Annotated in this window: 27 protein-coding genes; 26 read left to right on the forward strand and 1 reads right to left on the reverse strand. The window is 31.8% G+C overall.

Annotated elements, in window-relative coordinates; genetic code table 11:
- The first annotated feature begins 77 nt into the window (after nt 1-77).
- The 16 genes from ald (at nt 78) to mnmM (ending at nt 14,135) form a co-directional block, all read left to right on the forward strand.
- Nucleotides 78-1,196 carry an alanine dehydrogenase gene (ald, locus tag NSA47_RS03425; protein ID WP_257529501.1) on the forward strand — a complete coding sequence of 373 codons (1,119 nt, stop codon included), beginning with the start codon at nt 78-80 and terminating at the stop codon, nt 1,194-1,196.
- Between the two features lie 124 nt (nt 1,197-1,320).
- Entirely contained in the window at nt 1,321-2,211 is an 891-nt protein-coding gene (gene xerD / locus NSA47_RS03430; protein WP_257529502.1) for a site-specific tyrosine recombinase XerD, read from the forward strand.
- 84 nt (nt 2,212-2,295) lie between these two features.
- A complete protein-coding gene (locus NSA47_RS03435; RefSeq protein WP_257529689.1) occupies nt 2,296-3,468 on the forward strand; it encodes a phosphopentomutase in 1,173 nt (390 codons plus the stop codon).
- A 4-nt stretch (nt 3,469-3,472) separates the two neighbouring features.
- Entirely contained in the window at nt 3,473-4,291 is an 819-nt protein-coding gene (locus NSA47_RS03440) for a purine-nucleoside phosphorylase (protein WP_257529503.1), read from the forward strand.
- A gap of 127 nt (nt 4,292-4,418) precedes the next feature.
- Nucleotides 4,419-5,582, forward strand: a complete 1,164-nt coding sequence (locus tag NSA47_RS03445) for a D-alanyl-D-alanine carboxypeptidase family protein (protein ID WP_257529504.1) — start codon at nt 4,419-4,421, stop codon at nt 5,580-5,582.
- 125 nt (nt 5,583-5,707) lie between these two features.
- Nucleotides 5,708-6,331: a site-2 protease family protein gene (locus NSA47_RS03450; RefSeq protein WP_257529505.1), complete on the forward strand. Its 624-nt coding sequence runs from the start codon at nt 5,708-5,710 to the stop codon at nt 6,329-6,331.
- Nucleotides 6,332-6,333: 2 nt separating this feature from the next.
- Nucleotides 6,334-7,074, forward strand: a complete 741-nt coding sequence (locus NSA47_RS03455) for a segregation and condensation protein A (protein WP_257529506.1) — start codon at nt 6,334-6,336, stop codon at nt 7,072-7,074.
- Between the two features lie 21 nt (nt 7,075-7,095).
- Nucleotides 7,096-7,638 (forward strand): SMC-Scp complex subunit ScpB, encoded by a 543-nt coding sequence (scpB, locus tag NSA47_RS03460; protein ID WP_257529507.1) that lies wholly within the window; start codon nt 7,096-7,098, stop codon nt 7,636-7,638.
- A gap of 116 nt (nt 7,639-7,754) precedes the next feature.
- A complete protein-coding gene (locus tag NSA47_RS03465; RefSeq protein WP_257529508.1) occupies nt 7,755-8,360 on the forward strand; it encodes a DUF2953 domain-containing protein in 606 nt (201 codons plus the stop codon).
- Complete coding sequence (ytfJ, locus tag NSA47_RS03470; protein WP_257529509.1) at nt 8,361-8,807, forward strand: GerW family sporulation protein; 447 nt, start codon at nt 8,361-8,363, stop codon at nt 8,805-8,807.
- Between the two features lie 152 nt (nt 8,808-8,959).
- On the forward strand, nt 8,960-10,090 hold the full coding sequence (locus tag NSA47_RS03475; protein WP_257529510.1) for a D-alanyl-D-alanine carboxypeptidase family protein: 1,131 nt from the start codon (nt 8,960-8,962) through the stop codon (nt 10,088-10,090).
- A 462-nt stretch (nt 10,091-10,552) separates the two neighbouring features.
- Nucleotides 10,553-11,272, forward strand: a complete 720-nt coding sequence (locus tag NSA47_RS03480; protein WP_257529511.1) for a pseudouridine synthase — start codon at nt 10,553-10,555, stop codon at nt 11,270-11,272.
- A gap of 7 nt (nt 11,273-11,279) precedes the next feature.
- The gene (locus NSA47_RS03485; RefSeq protein WP_257529512.1) at nt 11,280-11,705 is read left to right on the forward strand and encodes a GNAT family N-acetyltransferase; all 426 of its coding nucleotides are present in this window, start codon (nt 11,280-11,282) and stop codon (nt 11,703-11,705) included.
- Nucleotides 11,706-11,774: 69 nt separating this feature from the next.
- Nucleotides 11,775-12,602, forward strand: coding sequence for a polyamine aminopropyltransferase (gene speE / locus NSA47_RS03490; protein ID WP_257529513.1), 828 nt, complete (start codon nt 11,775-11,777; stop codon nt 12,600-12,602).
- Nucleotides 12,603-12,612: 10 nt separating this feature from the next.
- On the forward strand, nt 12,613-13,482 hold the full coding sequence (gene speB / locus NSA47_RS03495; RefSeq protein ID WP_257529514.1) for an agmatinase: 870 nt from the start codon (nt 12,613-12,615) through the stop codon (nt 13,480-13,482).
- Between the two features lie 86 nt (nt 13,483-13,568).
- Nucleotides 13,569-14,135 carry a tRNA 5-(aminomethyl)-2-thiouridylate-methyltransferase MnmM gene (mnmM, locus tag NSA47_RS03500; RefSeq protein ID WP_257529515.1) on the forward strand — a complete coding sequence of 189 codons (567 nt, stop codon included), beginning with the start codon at nt 13,569-13,571 and terminating at the stop codon, nt 14,133-14,135.
- Nucleotides 14,136-14,140: 5 nt separating this feature from the next.
- Here the strand turns inward: mnmM and NSA47_RS03505 are convergent, their stop codons facing one another.
- Nucleotides 14,141-14,797, reverse strand: coding sequence for a hypothetical protein (locus tag NSA47_RS03505; protein ID WP_257529516.1), 657 nt, complete (start codon nt 14,795-14,797; stop codon nt 14,141-14,143).
- A gap of 146 nt (nt 14,798-14,943) precedes the next feature.
- Between NSA47_RS03505 and NSA47_RS03510 the strand changes: the two genes are divergently transcribed.
- From NSA47_RS03510 to ndk, 10 genes are all read left to right on the forward strand, one after another.
- Nucleotides 14,944-15,114, forward strand: a complete 171-nt coding sequence (locus NSA47_RS03510; protein ID WP_257529517.1) for a DUF4264 family protein — start codon at nt 14,944-14,946, stop codon at nt 15,112-15,114.
- A gap of 161 nt (nt 15,115-15,275) precedes the next feature.
- A complete protein-coding gene (locus tag NSA47_RS03515; protein ID WP_257529518.1) occupies nt 15,276-16,172 on the forward strand; it encodes a MurR/RpiR family transcriptional regulator in 897 nt (298 codons plus the stop codon).
- 44 nt (nt 16,173-16,216) lie between these two features.
- On the forward strand, nt 16,217-17,485 hold the full coding sequence (locus NSA47_RS03520) for a Glu/Leu/Phe/Val family dehydrogenase (RefSeq protein ID WP_257529519.1): 1,269 nt from the start codon (nt 16,217-16,219) through the stop codon (nt 17,483-17,485).
- A gap of 109 nt (nt 17,486-17,594) precedes the next feature.
- A complete protein-coding gene (locus NSA47_RS03525) occupies nt 17,595-18,212 on the forward strand; it encodes a histidine phosphatase family protein (RefSeq protein ID WP_257529520.1) in 618 nt (205 codons plus the stop codon).
- A gap of 12 nt (nt 18,213-18,224) precedes the next feature.
- Complete coding sequence (locus NSA47_RS03530) at nt 18,225-19,448, forward strand: BaiN/RdsA family NAD(P)/FAD-dependent oxidoreductase (protein WP_257529521.1); 1,224 nt, start codon at nt 18,225-18,227, stop codon at nt 19,446-19,448.
- A 72-nt stretch (nt 19,449-19,520) separates the two neighbouring features.
- Complete coding sequence (locus NSA47_RS03535) at nt 19,521-19,991, forward strand: hypothetical protein (RefSeq protein ID WP_257529522.1); 471 nt, start codon at nt 19,521-19,523, stop codon at nt 19,989-19,991.
- A gap of 148 nt (nt 19,992-20,139) precedes the next feature.
- Nucleotides 20,140-20,793, forward strand: coding sequence for a (d)CMP kinase (gene cmk, locus NSA47_RS03540; protein WP_257529523.1), 654 nt, complete (start codon nt 20,140-20,142; stop codon nt 20,791-20,793).
- 5 nt (nt 20,794-20,798) lie between these two features.
- A complete protein-coding gene (locus tag NSA47_RS03545; RefSeq protein WP_257529524.1) occupies nt 20,799-21,383 on the forward strand; it encodes a lysophospholipid acyltransferase family protein in 585 nt (194 codons plus the stop codon).
- 54 nt (nt 21,384-21,437) lie between these two features.
- Nucleotides 21,438-22,625 carry a 30S ribosomal protein S1 gene (gene rpsA / locus NSA47_RS03550; RefSeq protein WP_257529525.1) on the forward strand — a complete coding sequence of 396 codons (1,188 nt, stop codon included), beginning with the start codon at nt 21,438-21,440 and terminating at the stop codon, nt 22,623-22,625.
- A 164-nt stretch (nt 22,626-22,789) separates the two neighbouring features.
- Nucleotides 22,790-23,194, forward strand: coding sequence for a nucleoside-diphosphate kinase (gene ndk, locus NSA47_RS03555; protein WP_257529526.1), 405 nt, complete (start codon nt 22,790-22,792; stop codon nt 23,192-23,194).
- Nucleotides 23,195-23,228: the final 34 nt, after the last annotated feature.

Genomic DNA, 23,228 nt, shown 5'->3' on the forward strand with positions numbered 1-23,228 from the left:
TTTTCAGAATGATTGATTATAAAATATGAAAAGGGTATAATAACAATATTAAATTTGTGTAGCAGGGAGCGAAGTCGATGATTATTGGAGTACCTAAAGAAATCAAAACAAATGAAAATCGAGTAGGAATTACACCGGCAGGAGTGGAGTCATTTTTAAATTTTGGACATGAAGTATACATTGAAAAGTCTGCGGGTTTGGGTAGTGGATTTACCGATGAAGAATATATAAAAGCTGGAGCAAAAATTCTAGAGAATAACGTAGAAGTATTTGAAATTGCAGATATGATTTTGAAAGTGAAACAACCCTTAGAAGTTGAATATAACCTTTTTAAAGAAGGACAAATACTATTTACATATCTTCATTTAGCACCAGAACCAGAATTAACAAAAGTACTCTTGGAGAAGAAAATTATAGGGATAGCTTATGAAACAGTCCAACTCCCAGATGGTTCACTCCCCCTACTTTCTCCTATGAGTGAAGTAGCAGGAAGAATGTCTATTCAAGTAGGAGCTAATCTTCTAGAGAAAATTAATAATGGACGAGGCGTACTATTAGGAGGGGTGCCAGGGGTTGCACCAGCTGAGGTTGTTGTAGTCGGTGGTGGAAATGTAGGGACAAATGCAGCAAAGATAGCAATTGGTCTAGGCGCCCGGGTGACTATAATTGATATCAGTCCAAAAAGATTAGCATATTTAGATGATATTTTTGGTGGTAGAGTGATAACCCTTATGTCCAATAGTTTCAATATTGCAGAAGCAGTAAGAACAGCAGATTTAGTTGTAGGAGCTGTTTTGATACCAGGATCAAGAACACCTAAACTAGTGACGGAAGAGATGGTAAAAACCATGAAACCAGGTGCTGTATTAGTAGATGTAGCCATAGATCAGGGAGGGGCTATAGAATCTATTGATAGAATAACCACTCATGAAAATCCTTATTTTGTAAAACATAATGTTATACATTATTCTGTTGCGAATATGCCGGGGGCAGTACCAAGAACATCTACCCTTGCTTTAACCAATTCTACCATACCTTATGCACTTGAAATTGCTAATAAAGGATGCGAAAGAGCTTTAAAAGAAAATGAATCTTTGCGAAAGGGTTTAAATCTATATAAAGGGAGACTAACTTATAAAGCAGTTGCAGATGATCAGGGGTTAGAGTATATTGAAGCCCAAAAAGTTCTTTTATAAGAATAGGTAATTAAAAGACCTGGAACAGGTCTTTTAATTTTATTTTGCAAAATAAAGAGGATTTCCTATGTAATTGTGGAATAATAATAATTCAGTGTATTTTTTTAAAAAAAGGGGAATAGGTATGGACGTTACGATATACATAGAAAAATTTGGGTTGTATTTACGAGAAGAAAAGGAATTGTCTCCCCATACAGTAGAGAGTTATATTAGAGATACGAAACAATTCTTTGAATACTGCCTTGCTGAGAAGGTAAATCATCTAGAAAGAATTACAAAAACATATATTATATCCTATCTATTGTTTTTGCAAAAAAAAGGAAGGGCAACATCCACAATATCTAGGAATTTAGCCTCTTTAAGGGGATTGTTTCAATTTCTTTTAAGCAGAAATTATATCACTGTAGACCCTACACTGAATTTAGAAACACCTAAAATTGAAAGGAAAATTCCTCAGACCTTAACCCTTCAAGAGGTAGAAATATTATTAAGTGCACCAAATACAAATACGAAGAAGGGATTAAGAGATCAAGCTATTTTGGAGGTTCTCTATGCTACGGGTTTAAGGGTAAGTGAATTAATTGATCTAAATGTTCAAGATGTTGATCTTGAAAACCGAATAATTTATTGTAATCATGAAAACAATGAAAGAATAATCCCTATAGGCAATATTGCTATAGATGCATTGGAAAAATATATCATTGAGAGTAGAAACAAAATTATTAATGATGCAGAGAATACTGATTTATTTGTTAATATGCAGGGGCATAAAATCACCAGGCAGGGTTTGTGGAAAATAATAAAATATTATACCCAAAAAGCAAATATAAATAAGCCCATTACTCCCCATATGATTAGACACTCTTTTGCCTTACATTTAATTGAAAATGGGGCAGATGTGCGGTCAGTTCAAGAAATGTTAGGACATTCGGATATTTCTAGTACTCAGGTATATATTAAAGCTTCAACTTTTAAAATAAGTGAAATATATAAGCGAGCCCATCCAAGAGCTTAAGGAATATGAATTTTTTAATAAAACCAATCAATTAACTATAATATGAAGTTATTTACTAACAAATGAGAAAGGAGAAGGAAGATGATAAAAAGAGTAATTTGGATGATAATCGATAGTGTAGGGATTGGAGAATTGCCCGATGCTACTTTATATGGTGACGTAGGAAGCAATACTCTAGGAAATATCTATAAAAATATAGATGGTTTTTCATTGCCAAATTTAGAAAAAATGGGATTAGGAAATATTCAGGGGGCTGATGCAATTCCTGCTGAAGTAAATCCTATTGCTGCTTATGGAAAATCTGATGAAAAATCTCCAGGTAAGGACACCACCACTGGACATTGGGAAATGACAGGCATTGTTTTACAAAAGCCTTTTCCTACTTTTCCTAAAGGATTTCCAATGGAAATTATAGAAGAATTTGAACAAAGAATTGGGAGAAAAACAATTGGGAATTATCCTGCTTCTGGCACAGTCATCATAGAAGATTTAGGAAAAGAACATATGGAAACAGGCTACCCAATAGTGTATACTTCTGCAGACAGTGTATTTCAAATAGCTGCACATGAAGGCGTAATTCCTATAGACACCTTATATGAATATTGTAAAATTGCACGGGAGTTTTTAATAGGATCCTACGGGGTAGGAAGGGTAATCGCTAGACCCTTCATAGGCGAGCCAGGATCTTTTACTCGAACTTCAAATAGAAGAGACTTTTCCTTAGAACCTGTAGAACCTACTCTTTTGGATAGGATAAAGGAACAAGGCTTAGATGTTATGGGTGTTGGGAAAATTGAAGATATATTCGCAGGACGGGGCTTAACCCATGCCGTCCATACAACGGATAATATGGATGGGATAGATAAAACAATTGAATATATGAAACAAGAAAAACCAGGGCTGATTTTTACCAATTTAGTGGATTTTGATAGTGTATATGGTCATAGAAATGATGTTCAAGGCTATGCTTCAGCTTTATCTGATGTCGATAGAAGAATACCAGAGATAATAGATCTAATGAAAGAGGATGATATATTAATCATTAATGCAGATCACGGCTGTGATCCTACAACAGCTAGTACAGATCATTCACGGGAGTATATACCCATTTTAATATATGGAAAAAAGATTATACCCCAAGATATTGGAATTAGGGATACCTTTGCAGACATAGGAGCTACAATCTCTGAATTTCTAAAATTAAAAAAATTACAAAATGGTAATAGTTTCGCTTCTAAACTTTTAAGGAAGGAGTAAAAGCATGGATTTATCAAGAAAGATTAAAGAAACTACGGATTTTATTAAAAAGAAGACAAAAATTGCACCACAATTGGGATTAGTGTTGGGCTCAGGTTTAGGGGAAATGGCAGAAGAGTTAGAAGATCGGACAGTAATACCCTATAGTGAAATTCCTCATTTTCCAGTATCAACTGTTTCTGGACATGCGGGTAATTTAATTTTAGGGAAATTAATGGGGAAAAGCATTGTAGCCATGCAAGGACGATTTCACTATTACGAAGGCTACTCCTTAGATGAAGTGATCTTTCCCATTCGCGTCATGAATAAGCTGGGTATAAAAATTCTAGTGGTAACAAATGCAGCCGGAGGGGTAAATAAGCAATTACAACCGGGAGACCTTATGATTATTGAAGATATGATTAATCTACAGGGCAATAATCCTCTGATAGGAGAAAACCTAGAAGAGTTTGGTCCAAGATTTCCTGATATGTCTACAGCCTTTAACCAAAACCTAAGAAATGTCCTAAGAAAAAGTGGAGAGAAAATAGGAGTTGAATTACAAGAAGGGGTGTACGCTGCAATGACTGGACCTAGTTATGAAACACCGGCAGAAGTTAGAATGCTTAGAAAATTGGGAGTAGATGCCGTAGGGATGTCCACCGTACCAGAAGTTATTGTTGCAAGGCATGCCAGCGTAGATGTCTTAGGAATTTCCTGTATCAGCAATATGGCGGCTGGAATCCTAGAACAACCATTAAGTCATAAGGAAGTAATTGAAACAACAGACAAGGTAAAGGATAATTTTAAAAGCTTAATAAGAAAATTTTTACAAGAACTTTAACAATAAAATTGGTTTAAATTACAAGGAGGTTACCATAGAGTAATCTCTTTTTATTTTGTATAACATTTTATTTTAGCGAAACACTAAAGATAAATAAACTAGAAATAATAACTTAGGAGGGAACAATATGAATAACAGGAGAATTATTCTCATGATAACCATTTTTGTTTTTAGTTTTTTTATTTTTGAGCCTATGGTTTTTGCTGATGAAACTGTTATAGAATCAAAATCAGCTGTGTTAATAGATGCCGCGACTGGTGAAGTTTTATTTGAACAAAACAAAGATGAAAAATTGCCACCAGCTAGTATTACAAAAATAATGACAATGCTTCTTACTATGGAAGCGGTAGACAGTGGTAAAATAACATTAGAGGATAAGGTAAACATAAGTGAATTAGCATCCAAGATGGGGGGAACACAACTATACTTAGAACCAGGTGAACTAAGAACAGTTGAGGAATTACTCATCGGTGTTGCAGTAGAGTCAGCAAATGATGCAGCTACTGCCCTTGGGGAATATATAGGGGGAACTCAGGAATCCTTTGTTAAAATGATGAATGATAGAGCAAAAGAACTGGGAATGAATAATACAAAATTTAAAAATGCCAATGGCTTGTCTGAGGAAGGACACTATACTACAGCTTATGATATAGCTATAATGTCTAAAGAATTAGTTAAACATCCCAAGATACATCAATACTTAACCATGTGGATGGCTAACGTAACGGTAGGAAAAAATAATGACAAAACTAGAACCCTAGCAAATACAAACAAACTTTTAAGAAGTTATGATGGTCTAGATGGAATAAAAACAGGATATACTTCTGAAGCTAAACATTGTCTTTCTGCTACCAGCAAAAAGGGGAATCTTCGTTTAATCAGCGTTATCCTAAGTGCACCAGATTCTAAAGTAAGATTTGAAGAGGCTGCAAAATTATTAGATTATGGATTTGCTAATTATGACGGTATTCAAGTAGTCGACAAAGGTGAAGAAGTAAAAGAAATAGACATTGAAAAAGGAAAAAGCGAAAAATTAAAAGTCATAACAGAGGAGCCCTTAAATGTTTTAATAAAAAAGGGTGCAGATCAAGAAATAGATAAAAAGATTGTTTTGAAAAAAAGTTATAAAGCCCCCATTAAAAAGGGCGAGAAATTAGGAGAGATAGTAGTTTCAAGTGAAGGTAAGGAAATTGGAAAGGTCAATTTAGTTGCTAGCCAACCTATAGAAAAAACCAATGTACTTTTTATGTATAAAAAACTAATTAACAATCTATTATCCCCATCAAAATAATAAAGTAAGGAACTAAATGATAAAAAAATTATTTAAAGGCTGTCCAACAGCCTTTTTTCTTTTGTTTTAAGCTTTAATATGGTAAAATTCATATTGTCTATTAAATACCCTGATGGAGGTAAAAAATGTTTAATTATAATTTAATGGATTTGTTATATACATTACCACCTTTGATTATTGCTCTGACCTTCCATGAGTTTAGCCATGCCTTTGTGGCCTATAAACTAGGGGATATTACGGCAAAAAGTCAAGGTAGATTAACCATTAACCCGATCAAGCATATAGATCCAATAGGCTTTTTTATGTTTGTATTTTTTAAATTTGGGTGGGCTAAACCAGTTCCTTATAATCCTATGTATTTTAAAGATAGGAAAAGAGGCACATTTCTTGTAGCATTGGCAGGTCCTATGTCTAATCTCCTTCTTGCTTTTTTATCTATAATTTGCATGTTTATTATTCAGCCCCGTAGTGTGATAGGCCATAATCTTTTACAGTCTTTTTTTATCTATAATTTAATCTTAGCGGTATTTAATCTAATTCCCATACCTCCTTTGGATGGGTCTAAAATATTTGCGAGTATTCTTCCAAATAAAATCGAAAGGTATTTTTGGGAGTATGAAAGGTATGGATATCCAATTTTATTAATCCTTATAGCAACCAATTTACTTGATAAAATACTATCACCTGCTATTGCCTTAGTTGGGGGTGGATTAATAAATATTGTAACAGTTTTATTTAAAGGAGTATGAATATGTCATACAAAATAGTATTAAATTCTTTTCAAGGTCCTCTAGATCTATTATTACATCTAATTGAAAAAAATAAAGTAGATATATATGATATTCCCATTGCCGAAATTACATTCCAGTACATGCAATATATAAATCAATGGAAATCTATAGATCTTGAAATTGCTAGTGAGTTTTTAATCATGGCAGCCACTTTATTAGAAATAAAATCAAAAATGCTTTTGCCTGATAATGATGAGGTTGAAGAACAATTAATGATTGAAGAAGTGGATCCAAGACAAGAATTAATGAGAAGGCTTATAGAATATAAAAAATTTAAACAATTGAGTTTATATTTGAAAGAAAGAGAAAAAAGTGAGATAAAGGTTATATATAAAGACCCTGAATATTATCCTGAGTTGGAGATAAGGAAACCTGATGTTGATCTAGATATGGATGTCTTATTTAAAACCTTTCAACGACTATTAATAAAAAAGAATATGCTAAGCCGAGCGAAGGAAGATTTTCATCAAATAAAAAGAGAAGTTTTTACCATTGAGGAGAAAACAAAGGATATATTAAAATATCTTGAACAAGATGGACAAAGTTTAAACTTTAATACTTTGCTTGAACAATGTGAATCTAGAAATGAGCTCATTACTATGTTTTTAGCCGTACTGGAATTAATGAAAATGAGAATAATTGTAGTAAAACAACAGGAACTATTTGATGAAATCCTAATTATAAAGAAGGACGGCAAATAATGAGTCAGTGGGGTGTTATGAGTGAACAACAAAGAAAAAATAGGAATAATAGAAGGTGTTCTCTTTGCCGCTGGAGAAACTGTAAATATTAGTGATATTGCAAGAATTATAGATGAAGATATGAAAACCACTGAGAATATTCTAAGGGAAATGGCAGATTTATTTGATTATGAACGTAGAGGGGTTCAAATTAAAAAAACGGGTAATGAATATCAACTGGCAACAAGGCCAGAACATTATGAATATATTCAGTCGGTTATGGCACCGAAAACAGCTACGGGATTATCCAAGGCAGCCTTAGAAACTTTAGCAATTATTGCCTATAAACAACCCGTGACTAGGGCTGATATTGAGGCAATAAGAGGGGTAAAATGTGAAAAAGCTATACAAACTCTTATCGATAAATTTATTATTAAAGATGTAGGTAGATTGGATAGTCCAGGCAAACCAATTGTTTATGGAACAACAAAAGATTTTTTAAGGTATATAGGTATTGAATCCTTGGATAAATTACCTAAGATAGAAGAATTACAGTGGGAAATAGAGGAAAATGATATCCCTTAGGAAAAGAATAGAAAGCTTAGAGAAATACACTATTTCGTGTATTTCTTTTTTTATGTATAAAATCTTCCTGTATTAGAGAGAATTTATTTGAGGGGATAAAAGAAAAGAGGGATAAAATGATTACCTTAATAGTCATTATCATTATGCTAATTGTCCTTTACAACTTGTATATTCATATAGAAATAGGTTACAAACAGAAGGATTGCAGCAATCAAATGTTCATATTGATTTCCATGATGAAAGGATTAATTAAATTTCATGTCAAATTACTGGATATTTATATTGATACGGAAGAAAAGACCTTTAGAATTGAAAGCATAAAAAGTAAATCATTAAAGGATAAAGAGAATAAATATACTTTTAAAGAATTAAAACATTCCATTAAAAGAGCCCAGTACCTACATAATAAATATAGAAATATAGTAGAATATATGATGAATAAAATGAAAATTAAAAAGATATTATTTAATATAGAATTTGACACTAAAAATGCAGCTGTTACAGGTATTCTATCAGGTATAATTTATACGGTAGTAACAAATATATTTTTTTGGATTTCAAGTTATAAAAATATTGAAACCCATCAACTCGATGTTAAACCTTTATTTATTCAACAAAACTTATTACATATTGATTTTTCCTGTATAATTACGTTTAAGTTAGGTCAAATTATTAATGTAGGTATAAAAATTTTAAAGTTATATTTAAAAGGCGGTGATTAGATGGAGGGGCATCCAATAGAAGGATTAATGAAAACAGCAATGGAAAGTATTAAGGATATGGTGGATGTAAATACAATTGTTGGAGATGCTGTGGAAACACCAGATGGAACGGTAATCATTCCCATATCAAGAGTGGGTTTTGGATTTGCATCTGGCGGTGGAGAGTATAAAAAAGAAGAATTGAAAGATTTACAACAAAATATGGAAAATAAAGATTTTCCATTTGCTGGAGGCGCAGGAGCAGGAGTTTCTGTTCAACCGGTAGCTTTTATGGTAGTGGGTCAAGGACAAATAAGATTATTGCCTGTAGACCAAAATACAACAGTTGAAAGAATAATAGAAATGGCGCCACAGTTTATTACAGATGTTCAAAATATATTCAGTAAAAATAATAATATGGGAAACAATCCAACCAACAATCAAGTAAATCCACCTAATGTTCAATAAGCTAAATATCATGGATTTACAATAGGGCGATAATGCCCTATTTTTTTTAGAAGTATTATCTTATGAGAGTTTATCATAAATGATAAGATTATAAGGTATGAAATAACAAAAAATAAACATAATAATATTATCTACAAAAGGTGGTGCTTATTATGAAAAGAAAGCTCGTGATATTTAGCATAATTTTTATTATGTCTTTTTTCTTAACTTCTACTATGATCTATGCAGAAGAAATTAATGTAACCTCGGAATCAGCTATAGTTATTGAACAAAAAACAGGGAGAATTCTATTTTCAAAGAATATCGATGAGCAAAGAGCCATGGCCAGTACGACAAAAATAATGACTGCTATTGTCGCTATAGAACATGGGAATCTCAATGACAAAGTTAAAGTAAGCAAAAATGCATCAGGGATAGAAGGATCCTCCATATGGCTAGAGGAAAATGAAGAATTAACCTTAGAAGAACTTCTATATGGTTTAATGTTAAGATCTGGGAATGATGCTGCTTATGCAATCGGAGAGCACATCGGGGGAGGAGACATTGAAAATTTTATTCGCATGATGAATGATAAGGCTAAAGAAATCAATGCATTGAATACCAGTTTTGCTAATCCTCATGGCTTAGATGACAATAATCATTATACTACGGCCCATGATCTTGCAAAAATCACAGCATATGCCATGAATAATGATGTGTTTAAAACCATAGTTTCTACAAAGAAAAAAAATATATCCTGGCAAAATCATCAATGGAACCGTGCATTGCATAATAAGAATAAAATATTGTGGAATTATGAAGGTGGAAATGGAGTAAAGACTGGCTATACTTCTAAAGCTGGAAAATGTTTAGTGTCTTCAGCTTATAGAAATGAAATGCAGTTAATCACGGTCGTATTGAAATCAAATAATATATGGGATGATTCGACGGCTTTATTTGATTACGCATTTGATACTTATCAGCCTTACCAAGTTGTTTCAGAAGATGAATACCTAAGAAGTATTCCAGTTAAAGATGGAATACGGGAGAGAGTCCGTGTATATAGTAAAAAAGAAATAGAAATCCCTATAAAAGAAATAGAAAAACAGAAGGTGAAAGTAAAACTAGCATTACCAAAAACAATTGAAGCTCCTATATTAAAAGAAAAGATAATAGGAAAATTAGAACTATATCTTGCAGATGAAAAAATTGATGAAGCTGAAATATATGTTAAAGAGGATATTCCTAAGAAAAACACAAAAAACTTTCTTGATAAAATTATAGATCACTGGTTAGAAAATTAAGTAAGCGAGAAATCGCTTATTTTTTATGATAGAGAAAAGTTAGTCTTGCTAGCAAGGGACTAAATTTTTCCATTTTATAGGTCTAGCAATAACTGTTTTCCTATTAGAAAAAGTTCCAATTAAAATTCTCCATAAATAATCTATTCTATAGGTTGAATATAAAATTAAATTTATTTGACTGTATTCTATGTTTTGTTAAAATTATATTATCATCATAAGATAAAATATATTCACTCGTTGTGCTAGTTAAATGGAAAGTTTGCTTTGTGCAGAGGTCAAGAGTTTGTTAATAAAGCTGAAAGCGTTTTAAATCAAGTGTTTGAGCGTAGCGAGTTTTTGATACTGCTGAAGGCAAATTTACAAACTCTTGACCTTGGAACATGAGAAAATTGGAATTTAACTAGTACAACGGATTATATTAAAATACCAATAGTGCTTTTATTATAAAAGGAGTGAGTTTATATGAGATTACAAAAATATCTTGCCTATTGCGGAATTGCTTCGAGAAGAAAAAGCGAAGAATACATAAAAAATGGTAGAGTGAAAATAAATGGTGAAATAACAAGGGAGTTGGGAAAGAAGATTAATCCTCAAATGGATGTCATTGAATTTGATAACATAGTGGTTAAAAATATACAGGAGCATATGTATATTCTTTTAAATAAACCCATAGGTTTTGTGACTACGGTAGAAGATCAATTTAATAGAAAGACAGTAATCGATTTAGTAAACCAGGTCAATGAAAGAATTTATCCCGTGGGGCGCTTGGATTATGATACTGAAGGATTATTAATTTTAACCAATGATGGTAATTTAACTTATAAGCTAACTCACCCAAAATATGAGATACAAAAGGAATACATAGCAGAAATTAGAGGAATTCCTACCAAAGAAAAGATACAATCCTTCAAAGAAGGTTTGGAAATTGATAACTACATTACCTCCCCTGCAGGATTTGACATTATTCATATTAAGAATGGAAATACAACAACGAAAATTACAATTCATGAAGGCAAAAATAGGCAAATTAGGAAAATGTGTGATAAAATTGGGCACCCAGTAATTACTCTTAAAAGAATAAAAATGGGAAATATAGAACTGGGGAATCTACCTAGGGGACAATGGAGAGAGTTAACTGAAAAAGAGATAGAAAATTTAAAAAATCTAGTAAGGGTAGGGTAGATATAGAATGATTGAATTTACTAAAATGAAGGATGTAGACATTAAAAATTTTTTGAAGTTTATAAATGAAAATGAAATAGAGATAAATAATATAGAAAAACATTTTTTAGACATATTTTTAGTTAAGTACGGAGAAAAAATCTATGGATTTAGCATTCTTACCCTACAAGTAAATCAATGTATTCTTGAAGAAGTATTTATTACGCCTGCTGAAAGATCAAAAGGCTATGGTGATGGCCTTTTGCGTTCTATGTTAAATTATGCCTATTGTATGAGTATAGAAAAAGCATATTATTTAAGGGAAAATCCAAAAGTATATGGCTTTTTATTAAAAGAAGGTTTTAATAGAGAGAAAACTGCAAATAATAATATTATATTCACTGTAAACTTAAAAGATTTTTTCACAAAACCCTGTGCAGGCGGCAAAAAATAGCTTTAACTTAAAAAGTATTTTTGGTATAATTTTGTTCTATATGAAATAAATAATGGGAGGAAAATAATTATGGAAATGTGGTTTACTGAGAAACAAACAGAAAATGTAGGCATAACTTGTAAGACCGGTAAGACTATACATATGGAAAAAACTGAATATCAAGATTTGGCTTTAATAGATACTCTTCAATTTGGTAAAATGTTAGTTTTAGATGGGACTGTGCAAACAACAGAGAAAGATGAGTTTATCTACCATGAGATGATAACCCATGTACCACTTTTTACTCATCCAAATCCTAAGAAAGTCCTGGTTATAGGGGGAGGCGATGGTGGAACCATAAGAGAAATTTTAAAACATCCATCGGTAGAAAAAGCTGTTTTGGTTGAAATTGATAATAAGGTTGTAGAGGTAAGTAAAAAATATCTTCCGACGATTAGCTGCTCTTTAGATGATTCAAGAGTAAGTGTATTGATTGAAGATGGCATAAAATATGTGCAAAATAATAAAAATGAATTTGATGTTATTATGGTTGACTCAACTGACCCTGTTGGACCGGCGGTTGGACTTTTTGCTGTAGATTTTTATCAAGCAATTTATCAAGCCTTAAAAGAGGACGGCCTTTTCGTGGCACAAACTGAATCACCTTTTTATAATAATTCTCTTATTTCTAATGTATATCGGGATATTCAATCTGTATTCCCAATTACCCAATTGTATCTATGTTCTATACCAACTTATCCTAGTGGCTTGTGGAGCTTTACCATGGGGTCAAAAAAATATCATCCATTAACTGTAGAACAGTCTAACAAAGCCGAGATTGATACAAAATATTATACAAAAGAAATTCACAAAAGTGCATTTTCCCTGCCTAAATTTGTAGAAGATTTGTTAAAATAGGAGGAGAATAATGGGCATAATAAAAGAAAGCATAGATAATCATGTGAAATTTATCGGAAGTATGGATCACTATAGTCATGCTGATATTATTATAGTCGGTGCACCCATGGACTATACGGTAAGTTTTAAACCAGGTTCTAGGTTTGGCCCACAAAAAATACGAGAATTATCTCTAGCGTTAGAAACCTATAGTCCATATTTAAATAGAGAGTTAGAGAAAAAGAAGTATTACGATTATGGTGATTTAGAGCTTCCCTTTGGCAATGTGAAAAATAGCTTAGAGATAATTGGGGAGGCAGCACAGGAAATATTGCAAGATAATAAAATCCCTATTTTTCTTGGGGGAGAACATCTAATTAGTCTTCCAATAATTGAAAAAATGGCGTCTAAATATAAGGAAGATTTAATTATTCTTCATTTTGATGCCCATACCGATCTACGAGATGAATATTTTAACGAATATAATTCCCACGCCACTGTGATTAAACAAGCAACTAATTTTGTATCTCCTAAGAATATTTATCAATTTGGAATTAGATCTGGAACCAAGCAAGAATTCCAATGGGCCCAAAAAAATAGTAATTTATTTATGGGAGAGGTCTTGCAACCGCTAAAATCTATTCTACACAAATTACAGGGACATCCCATTTACTTAACTATTGATATTGATGTGCTAGATCCAGCATTTGCACCTGGAACTGGAACCCCTGAAGCAGGTGGTATTACATCAAAAGAGCTGTTTGAATCCATTCATTTGCTAAAAGATTTGAATATTATTGGAATGGACTTAGTAGAGGTTTTGCCCATGTGTGATTTGGGAGATATAACGGCTGCCGTGGCCTGTAAAGCAATTAGAGAGTGTATACTTTCATTTTTATAAAAATATTAACGCTTCCATAGGATATTAACTGCAAAATTTTGCAGTTAATATTTTTATAAAAATAGAGTTATTTAAGGAGGAGCCAAATGGAATTATTGTTTGAGAACATTACTAGTCTTGCACAATATTTTATATATCAAATTATATCCCCTGGGGACTATGCCATAGATGGCACCGCTGGCAATGGCAATGACACTTTATTTTTAGCTAATCTTGTAGCTGAGCAGGGAAAGGTATTTAGTTTTGATATTCAAAAGCAAGCAATTGATAAAACGAAAGAAAAATTAATGAATTCTCTTTTATTTCAAAGGGTAGAATTGCTTCATTGCAGTCATGAAAATATATCAAAATACGTAAATGTAAAAGTCAAGGGAGCAATGTTTAATTTAGGTTACCTTCCGAGGGGAGATCATGCCATTACCACTAAGGGAGATAGTACTGTTATGGCTATAGAACAAACTTTAGAGCTGTTATTGCCAAAGGGAATAATCACTATATGTGTTTATCATGGTCATCCCGAGGGGAAAAATGAACAAAAGCAAGTATTATCTTTTGTTCATCAATTAGATAATCAAAAATATAATGTAATCAAAATGGATTATTATAATAAATTAAACAATCCACCTCAATTAATCATCATTGAAAAGAAATAGAATCATTATTTTTGTAAGTTTTCTTTACAATTTTCATGAACATAAATACGATACTTACGATTACTATGATAGGTAATGATTTTCACTATAGAATAATCCAGGATTTTCATTCCACATAACAAGCAATAATAATTCGATTTATTAATTTTATCAATAGAAGTATTCCAAGCTAAATTACCATACTTTTTCCAACTTTTCCAGCCTGTTTTACATAAACTAGCTCTATTATCATAATCAGCATAAACCCATTTTAATAATTGGTGAAAATGAAAGGGATACTTAGTATATTTTATAAAGTTTTCAGGTAATCCCAGGTTAATCGTATAATTTTCAAAGGAAGACTCAATATGATCTTGGAGGGGATTTTCAATCACGGTACTATACCAATTATATCCTCTTTCAGTAAGCCATATCCTTAAATGATCAAACATATACCCTCTGCAAACATATATTTCTTCATTTAGTGGTACATTGAATTTTTCAAACAAATTTGAAACAATATATACAACATAATTTAAATATTCTTTAGATTTAAAATTTTTTTCATTATAATAATCAATAGGTATAATACCATATTGATATTCATTAGTTTCTATGCGATAAATACCAATTAAAGTACCACCAACTAAGCTACCACTTCCTGCATCATCAATTTGTATCAAAAATATCACTCCTAAGTTTGTTTTGAAATTATTATTCTCATTTTAGATAGTATTTGTAGATAAAGAAAACTTATAATAAAACTGATATAATTTATATATTAGCCCCATAGTAATTTCTTCATATCAAAAAATAAGGAGAGTAAATCATGGCCAATAGTGATAATATTAAATTAATAAGCAGGAAAATAGTAGAAAAAGATGAACAAATTTATCAAATAGTAGATTTTTTAAACAAAAGTCTAAAGGAAAAAAATTTAATTTTTGGATTATGTTTAAAAGATTCTACGAAGATGGAAATTTCTATATATGAATCATGACGACCTTGTTGTGCCAGTTTTAAAGAGATTTGCTTTATAAAAGCTTGAATTTGTTAGTAAAACAGGAAAAATGATGTTAAGGAACCCTTAAAAAATTATTAAAACTTTAAAAAGTAACTCGCTCAATAAAGTATTTTAATCATGTAAAAGGAGATCATTCCATGGAAGAACATAGGAAACTGGAGAAAAGTAATAATTTAATAGAAAATATTAAAAGACAATACCCCAAACTAAGTAAAAGTCAAAAAATGATTGCTGATTTTATCTTATCTCAATACGATAAGGCGGCTTTTATGACAGCTTCTAAGCTAGGGCAGAGTGTAAATGTTAGTGAATCTACGGTAGTAAGGTTTGCAAATACTCTAGGATATAGCGGATACCCCAAGTTGCAAAAGGCTTTGCAAGAATTAATTAAAACTAAGCTTACTACGATACAAAGGATGGAATTATCCAACAATCAAATTGCCCAAGATACGTTAATTAAGGATGTTTTTAAATCAGATATAGAAAATATTCAAGCTACCTTAGAAGAATTAAATAAAGAAGAATTTACTAAAATTGTAGACAAGCTTTATCATTCAAGGAGGATTTATATCATTGGATTTAGGACAACAACAGTTCTGACAGAGTTTTTAGGTTTCTATTTAAACTTAATCTTAGACAACGTTACCGTTGTGACCTATGGTATTAGTGATATATTTGAGCAGTTGATAAATGTAACATCAGAGGACATGGTCATAGGAATTAGTTTTCCAAGATATTCAAGCAAGACTACTGAAATTCTTAAGTTTATTCAAAAGAAAGGTGCCCAGATTATTACCATTACAGATAGTGAGTTGTCTCCTATAATAGAATATAGTGATCATAATTTAATTGCTAAAAGTAATATGGTATCCTTTGTTGACTCTCTAGTGGCCCCCCTTAGCTTAATAAACGCATTACTAATATCTCTGGGTATGAGGGAAAAAGAGAAAATAACCAAGACCTTCAAAGAGTTAGAGAATATATGGGAACAATATGAAATCTATACCAGCAAAGAAAATTTTTCAGAGCAATAAAAAACACATGATTTTATTGCCGATATAATTTAGGAGGAATATATATGAATAATGATAATTTAAATCCATTTAAAATAGTACAAAATCAACTGAAGGATGTATGTGAAACCTTAGGAGTTGAACAAGAGGTATATGATATATTGTGTGAGCCTCAAAAGACATTGGAGTTTTCTATTCCTATAAAAATGGACGATGGAACAACAAAAGTATTTAAAGGATATCGATGTCAACATTCTAATATTACAGGTCCTTTTAAAGGAGGAATACGTTATCATCAAAATGTATGCTTAGATGAAGTGAAGGCCTTAGCCACTTGGATGACCTTTAAGGTAAATGTTGTGGGCATACCTTATGGTGGCGGTAAAGGGGGAATTTGCGTAAATCCTAAGGAATTATCTAAGCATGAACTTGAAAGACTTACAAGAGGCTATATTCACGCTGTTTATCATTTTATTGGACCCGATATTGATATTCCTGCTCCCGATGTCAATACCAATGGTGAAATTATGGCTTGGATGATGGATGAGTATAGCAAGATTGCCGGATATGATGTTCCGGCTATTGTAACAGGAAAACCCGTGGAGATTGGCGGATCTTTAGGTAGAACCCCTTCAACAGGTTATGGTGTGGCCTTAATGGCTAAAATGGCCGCTGAGAAGTTAAATTTACAATTACAAGATTTAAGAGTTTCTGTACAAGGATTTGGAAATGTGGGTTCTTTTGCTGCACTTACTCTTCAAAACTTAGGAGCTAAAGTTATTGCAGTGACAGGTACAAAGGGTGGTATATATTGTCATAACGAAAAAGGCTTAGATATAAAATCATTAATGGCCTATTATAAAGAAAAAGGCACTGTAAAAGGTTTTGAAAAGTATACAGAAGATTGTGATTCAATTCAAAGTACAGATATATTGGGTTTAGATGTCGATGTACTATTGCCTTGTGCATTAGAAAATGTAATAACTAGCGAAAATGCCTCGGATATTCGTGCTAAAATAATTGTAGAAGGAGCCAATGGTCCTACAACTATAGAAGCTAATAAAATTTTAAATGAGAAAGGGATTTTAATCGTTCCAGATATCTTAGCTAATGCAGGGGGAGTAACTGTATCCTACTTTGAGTGGGTTCAAAATAAGATGGGTTATTATTGGACAGAGGAGGAAGTATATTCTAAATTACAGTTGATTATGAGTAAAGCATTTAAAGAAGTTTGTGAAATTGAAAAAATACATAATGTTGATATGAGGACAGCAGCATATATGTTATCCGTTAGAAGGATTAGAGAATCTTTAAAAATAAGAGGGCGAATTTAAACATCAACATACACCTATGACCTATGAAGACCTACGAAAGATCTCATAGGTTTTTTAATGTTTTGAAAAATGCTATAATAGGCATGATATTATTATAGGGAGGATGAATATGACACGTTTATATTTGATTAGACATGGTGAAACCCTTTGGAATAGAAAAGGAAAAGCACAAGGAATGAAAGATATTCAGTTAACTGATGTTGGAATACGTCAGGCCAATTATTTGGCGGAACATCTAAAAAATGAAAATATTGATATTATTTATGCCAGTGATCTTTCTAGAGCCTATGATACTGCTGAAATAATAGGAAAACATATAAATAAATCTGTTATTCCTCTGCCAGGCATTCGGGAGATGAATTTCGGGCAATGGGAAGGTCTTACAACTAATGAAATAAAAGAAAAGTATCATGGTATTTTTAATGATTGGAGCTTAAAACCCCACAATACTCAAATTCCTGAGGCAGAGACTTTATTACAGGTCCAAACAAGATCGCTCAAAGCTGTAAAAGAAATTATTGAAAAAAATCCTAATAAAAATATTGTTATGGTCTCCCATGGGGTTGCTATAAAAACAATTATTTTTGGACTATTAGACATAGATTTAAGCTATTATAAAAAAATCAGGCAAGACAATACGGCTATTAATATTATAGATTTCAAAAAAGACTACAATGTACTTGTACAACTAAATGATACATGTCATTTGAAAAATTTTAAAGAATAAGAGGTAAAAAGAATGGAGCAAAAAATAATTGTAATCGGTGGTGGGGCAGCAGGAATGATGGCAGCAGGAATTGCTGCTCAAAAAGGTCTAGAGGTACATCTATTAGAAAGAAATGATAAACTAGGGAAAAAAATATTTATTACCGGAAAGGGAAGATGTAACTTTACCAATTCAGGAGATATTGACTCTTTAATAGAAAATATAATGAGAAATCCATATTTTTTATATAGTGCATTATATACTTTTTCCAACAATGATTTAATAGACTTTTTCCATGGTTTAGGGGTTCGATCAAAAATTGAAAGAGGTAATAGAGTATTTCCCCAATCGGATAAATCCAGTGATATTATTAAAGCTCTTTCAAATTTTATAAATAGTGTAAATGTAAATATCCATTTAAACCAAAGGGTGAAGGAGATTTTAGTACATAATAAAAAAATTAAGGGTGTTATCTTAGAAAATGGAGAGAAAATTAATGCTAGTAAAGTAATTTTAGCAACAGGAGGACTATCCTATCCCAAAACTGGTTCAACAGGTGATGGATTTTATATGGCTAAAAAGCTAGGACATAATATTATCAAGCCTAGTCCATCCTTGGTACCCATGGTAGTAGATCAAGATTGGATTAGAGAGTTACAAGGGTTATCCTTAAGAAATGTTGAAGTGAATTTAATAAAAAAAGATAAAATAGTAAAAACCGCCTTTGGGGAGATGGTTTTTACTCATTATGGTGTATCTGGACCCATTATCTTATCCCTAAGTGCTTGTATGGAGCAGCCTTATTCCAATTATTTTTTAAGCTTAAATTTAAAACCAGCTCTCACTGAGCAACAATTAGACTTAAGAATGCAGAAGGATTTTGAAAAATACTCTAAAAAACAATATAAAAATTCTTTGCAGGATATTCTACCTAGAAAAATGATTCCTATCCTTATTAGACGCTCAGAAATAGATGGAGAAAAATTTGTTAACCAGATTACTAAAGAAGAAAGAAAAAAGCTAGTAAAACTAATGCAAAACTTTACACTTCCAATTAAAACATTAAGACCTATTGATGAGGCAATTGTAACATCAGGGGGTATAGACACAAAAGAAATAAACTCCTCTACTATGGAATCCAAACTTATTGAAGGATTGTATTTTGCTGGGGAGATAATAGATGTTGATGCCTTAACGGGAGGATATAATCTACAAATCGCATTTTCTACAGGTTATCTAGCGGGTTTAAATTCTTAGTTTTTTGCATCATTTCAATTGACAATGCATACCATAAAATATAATAATTTCAATCATTAGGAGGAAAAAGTTATGAAAAAAAATAAGAAATTAAAAAACCCTTCTACAATTATAGAAAATGCATTGTTAAGATTATCCATATTGGGTTTATTGTCATTGGTTCTTGTACAATTTTCTTTATCTAATAATTCCATAAAATCTATTATACAAAACAATAATGAGGCAATTGCCGTCAAAGAAAGTTCATCCTATATGGTTAAGGGTATTGTAGAGGTAGAAATTGAAAAATATGAGCAATATGAAAAAGTGGTATTTTTAAAAAATGGTGAAGCAATTCAAGATCTTGCTATAGACAACAATATCATAAAGCTGGAAGTCTATGATGGAGATGTCATAGAATTAGATACTACAAATTATGATATACCCATTAATATTAAAATTAAAAATACTAGCGAAAATGTAGAGATACCTGATAAAAGTGATACATATAAAAGTGATGGAAATATAGTATATCTATTCAAAACAAAGATTGCCCAACAATGATAATAGTTGAGTTATCTTTCATATTAACATATAATATGAGTGTTGGAAGAATCATCAAGTTAGCTACCCTACAGGGAAAATCACATTTTAAAGCTATACTTAATTATTTTATCATAGCGGATTTAGTAAAATGAACAGGGGGACATATATGAGTCATATACATATTGCAATAGACGGACCAGCTGGGGCAGGGAAAAGTACAGTAGCTAAGGTAATTGCCCAAAAACTAAATATAACATATATTGATACGGGGGCTATGTATAGGGCATTAACCTTAAAAATTATACAGTCTAAAGTTAAATTTGAGGATATTGATCGTATAATTGAGGTATGTAAAGGAACATCTATTGAATTAGATAATAATAGGGTTATTTTAGACGATGTCGATGTTACAGAGAAAATACGAGAACCTATAGTAAATTCTAATGTATCTCTTATTGCCAAAGTGCCTGAAGTGAGAAAGATACTAGTAGAAATACAACGTCAAACCGCTCAAGGTAAAAGTGTAGTGATGGATGGAAGAGATATTGGTACATATGTTCTACCCAATGCACCTTACAAATTTTATTTAACTGCCGCTATAAGCGAAAGAGCACAAAGACGCTATTTAGAGTTAAAGAATAAGGGGTTTAATATAGGTCTAAAGGAGATAGAAGACGAAATAGCACAACGGGATAAAATTGATCAAGAACGGAGTATATCTCCATTAAAACCTGCACAAGATGCTATTATTATTAATACTACATCTAAAACAATTAAGCAAGTTGTAGAGGAAATTATTGATTTTATATATAGGGGGTAAAATGCATGTTATATAGGATTGTAAAATCAGCAATTAAGCCCTTTTTAAAATTATTTTATAAAATTGAGGTAAAAGGCTTAGAAAATATCCCGCAGGATGGGGGTTGTATCGTTTGCTCCAATCACTATCACTGGCTAGACCCAATTATGGTAGCGTGTTTTACTAATAGACAAGTCCATTACATGGCAAAAAAAGAATTGTTTAAAAATAAATTCCTTAATAATTTTTTAAAAAGAATAGGTGCTTTCCCTGTGAATAGAGGAGCAGCAGACATCTCAGCCATCAAAAATGCGCTGAGGATTGTAAAGGAAAATAAGGTTTTAGGAATATTTCCTGAGGGTACAAGAGTAAAATCAAAAGATCAACTTCCAGCAGAACCAGGCATAGCAATGATTGGTATAAAGGGTAAGGCTACAATCGTTCCTATAGGCATATCTGGAAATTATACATTTAGATCCTCTGTTACAATGAATGTAGGACAACCCATTAGCCTAGAGAAGTATTATGGAAAAAAAAGCTCTATTAAAGAATTTGAAAGTATTAGTGAAGAGATTATGGTTGAGGTAAGAAATCTTATTGATACTATCTAGTATTAGAATTAAGGTATATACTTTAGGTAGAATAATAAAGGAGGTAATTTATAAATGGAAAGAGAATTAGTGCATGGAGAGAATAAAAATAATGAGGAGCTTAGTTTCCAAAAGTCCTTAGAACAGACTATAGTAAATATTAAACCTGGAGATATCATTGAAGGAGATGTAATTTCTATAAATACAGATGAAATAGTAGTAAATATTGGATATAAGGCTGATGGAGTTATTAGAAAAAGTGATTTTTCAAATAAGGATGACATCATTCTTTCTGAGGTTATCAACCCAGGAGAGAAAGTCAATGTTATGGTATTATCCCTCAATGATGATCAGGGAAATGTAATTTTATCAAAAAGAAAAGTCGATGAAAAGATAGCGGAAGAAAAAATCAAAAATGCCTATGAAAAAGAAGAAATTCTAAGAGGAAAAATTATCAAAAGTATAAAAGGTGGTTTTATAGTAGACATAGGGGATAAAGAAGTTTTTATGCCCATATCTCATTATCATGTTAAATTTATTAAAAACCCAGAATTAGCAGTCAATGAAGATGTACGAGGAAAAATCATTGAATATAATATTAAAAACAACAGAATAATTTTCTCCCAAAAAGTTGTCCTACAAGAAGAACAAGAAAAGAAAAAGAAAGAAGTATTGGAAAATCTAGAAGAAGGAAAAATAGTTTCTGGTACGGTAAAGAGTATAGTAAAATTTGGAGCTTTTATTGATCTAGGCGGAGTAGATGGATTAATTCATATTTCAGATTTATCCTGGGGAAGGACAAACAAACCAGAAGATGTACTATCAATTGGCGATATTGTCAAAACCAAGGTAATGGAAGTTAATAAAGATACAGGAAAAGTAAAACTAAGCTTAAAACACCTAGTAGAAGAGCCATGGGCAAAAGTTCTTAGAATACATACTCTTGGTGATAAGATAAAGGCCAAAGTTGTTAAAATAACTGCCTTTGGTGCTTTTGCTGAAATCATCCCAGGTGTAGAAGGACTTATTCATAAATCTCAAATTTCCTTTGAACCAGTGGAAAAGGTAGAAGATTATTTAAAACCTGGTCAAGAAGTAGAAGTTCAAATAATTGACATGGATAAGGATAAGAGAAAAATCGGCTTAAGTATGACCGCTCTTCAGGACAAACCTGTAAAAAAAATACAAGAAAATGAAACTGTTTACGCAGAGGAAGATACGTTAACTTTAGGGGATGTATTCGGGAGTATGTTTAAAGAATAAAAATATATTTGTGTGAGTATATTCCATAAAAAATGGGTAAAATATTATTGACCTCACATAATAACATTGAAACCCCCTTTACATTCTTATTAGGTGATATGCGCCTCCGCATATCACCCTTTTTCTTAAAATTAAAAAGTGCTAAAATTAAAGGAGAATTGATAATGGAAAAAACACTCGTTATAATAAAACCCGATGGCGTAAAAAGAGGGTTAATAGGAAATATAATTAAAAGAATTGAGGATAAAGGATATATAATCAGTGCTATGATGATGAAACAATTATCCAAAGAACAACTTGATCAACATTACGAGGAACATAAAAACAAAACCTTTTATCCTAGTTTAGTTTCTTATATGAGCTCAGGAAATTCCCTTATTATGATAGTAGAAGGGGTAAATGCTATAAAAGGAATGAGGAAAATCATGGGGGCTACTGATCCAATAGAGGCAGAGCCAGGATCAATTAGAGGCATGTATGGAAACAATAAAACTCAAAATCTTATCCATGGTTCTGATTCATTAGAAAGCGCTGAGCGAGAAATAAATTTATTCTTTAATTCTTTTTAATAAAATAAAATGATCTATACATAATGAACTTTAA

The sequence above is a fragment of the Irregularibacter muris genome, assembly GCF_024622505.1.
In the GTDB taxonomy this organism is placed as follows: domain Bacteria; phylum Bacillota; class Clostridia; order Eubacteriales; family Garciellaceae; genus Irregularibacter; species Irregularibacter muris.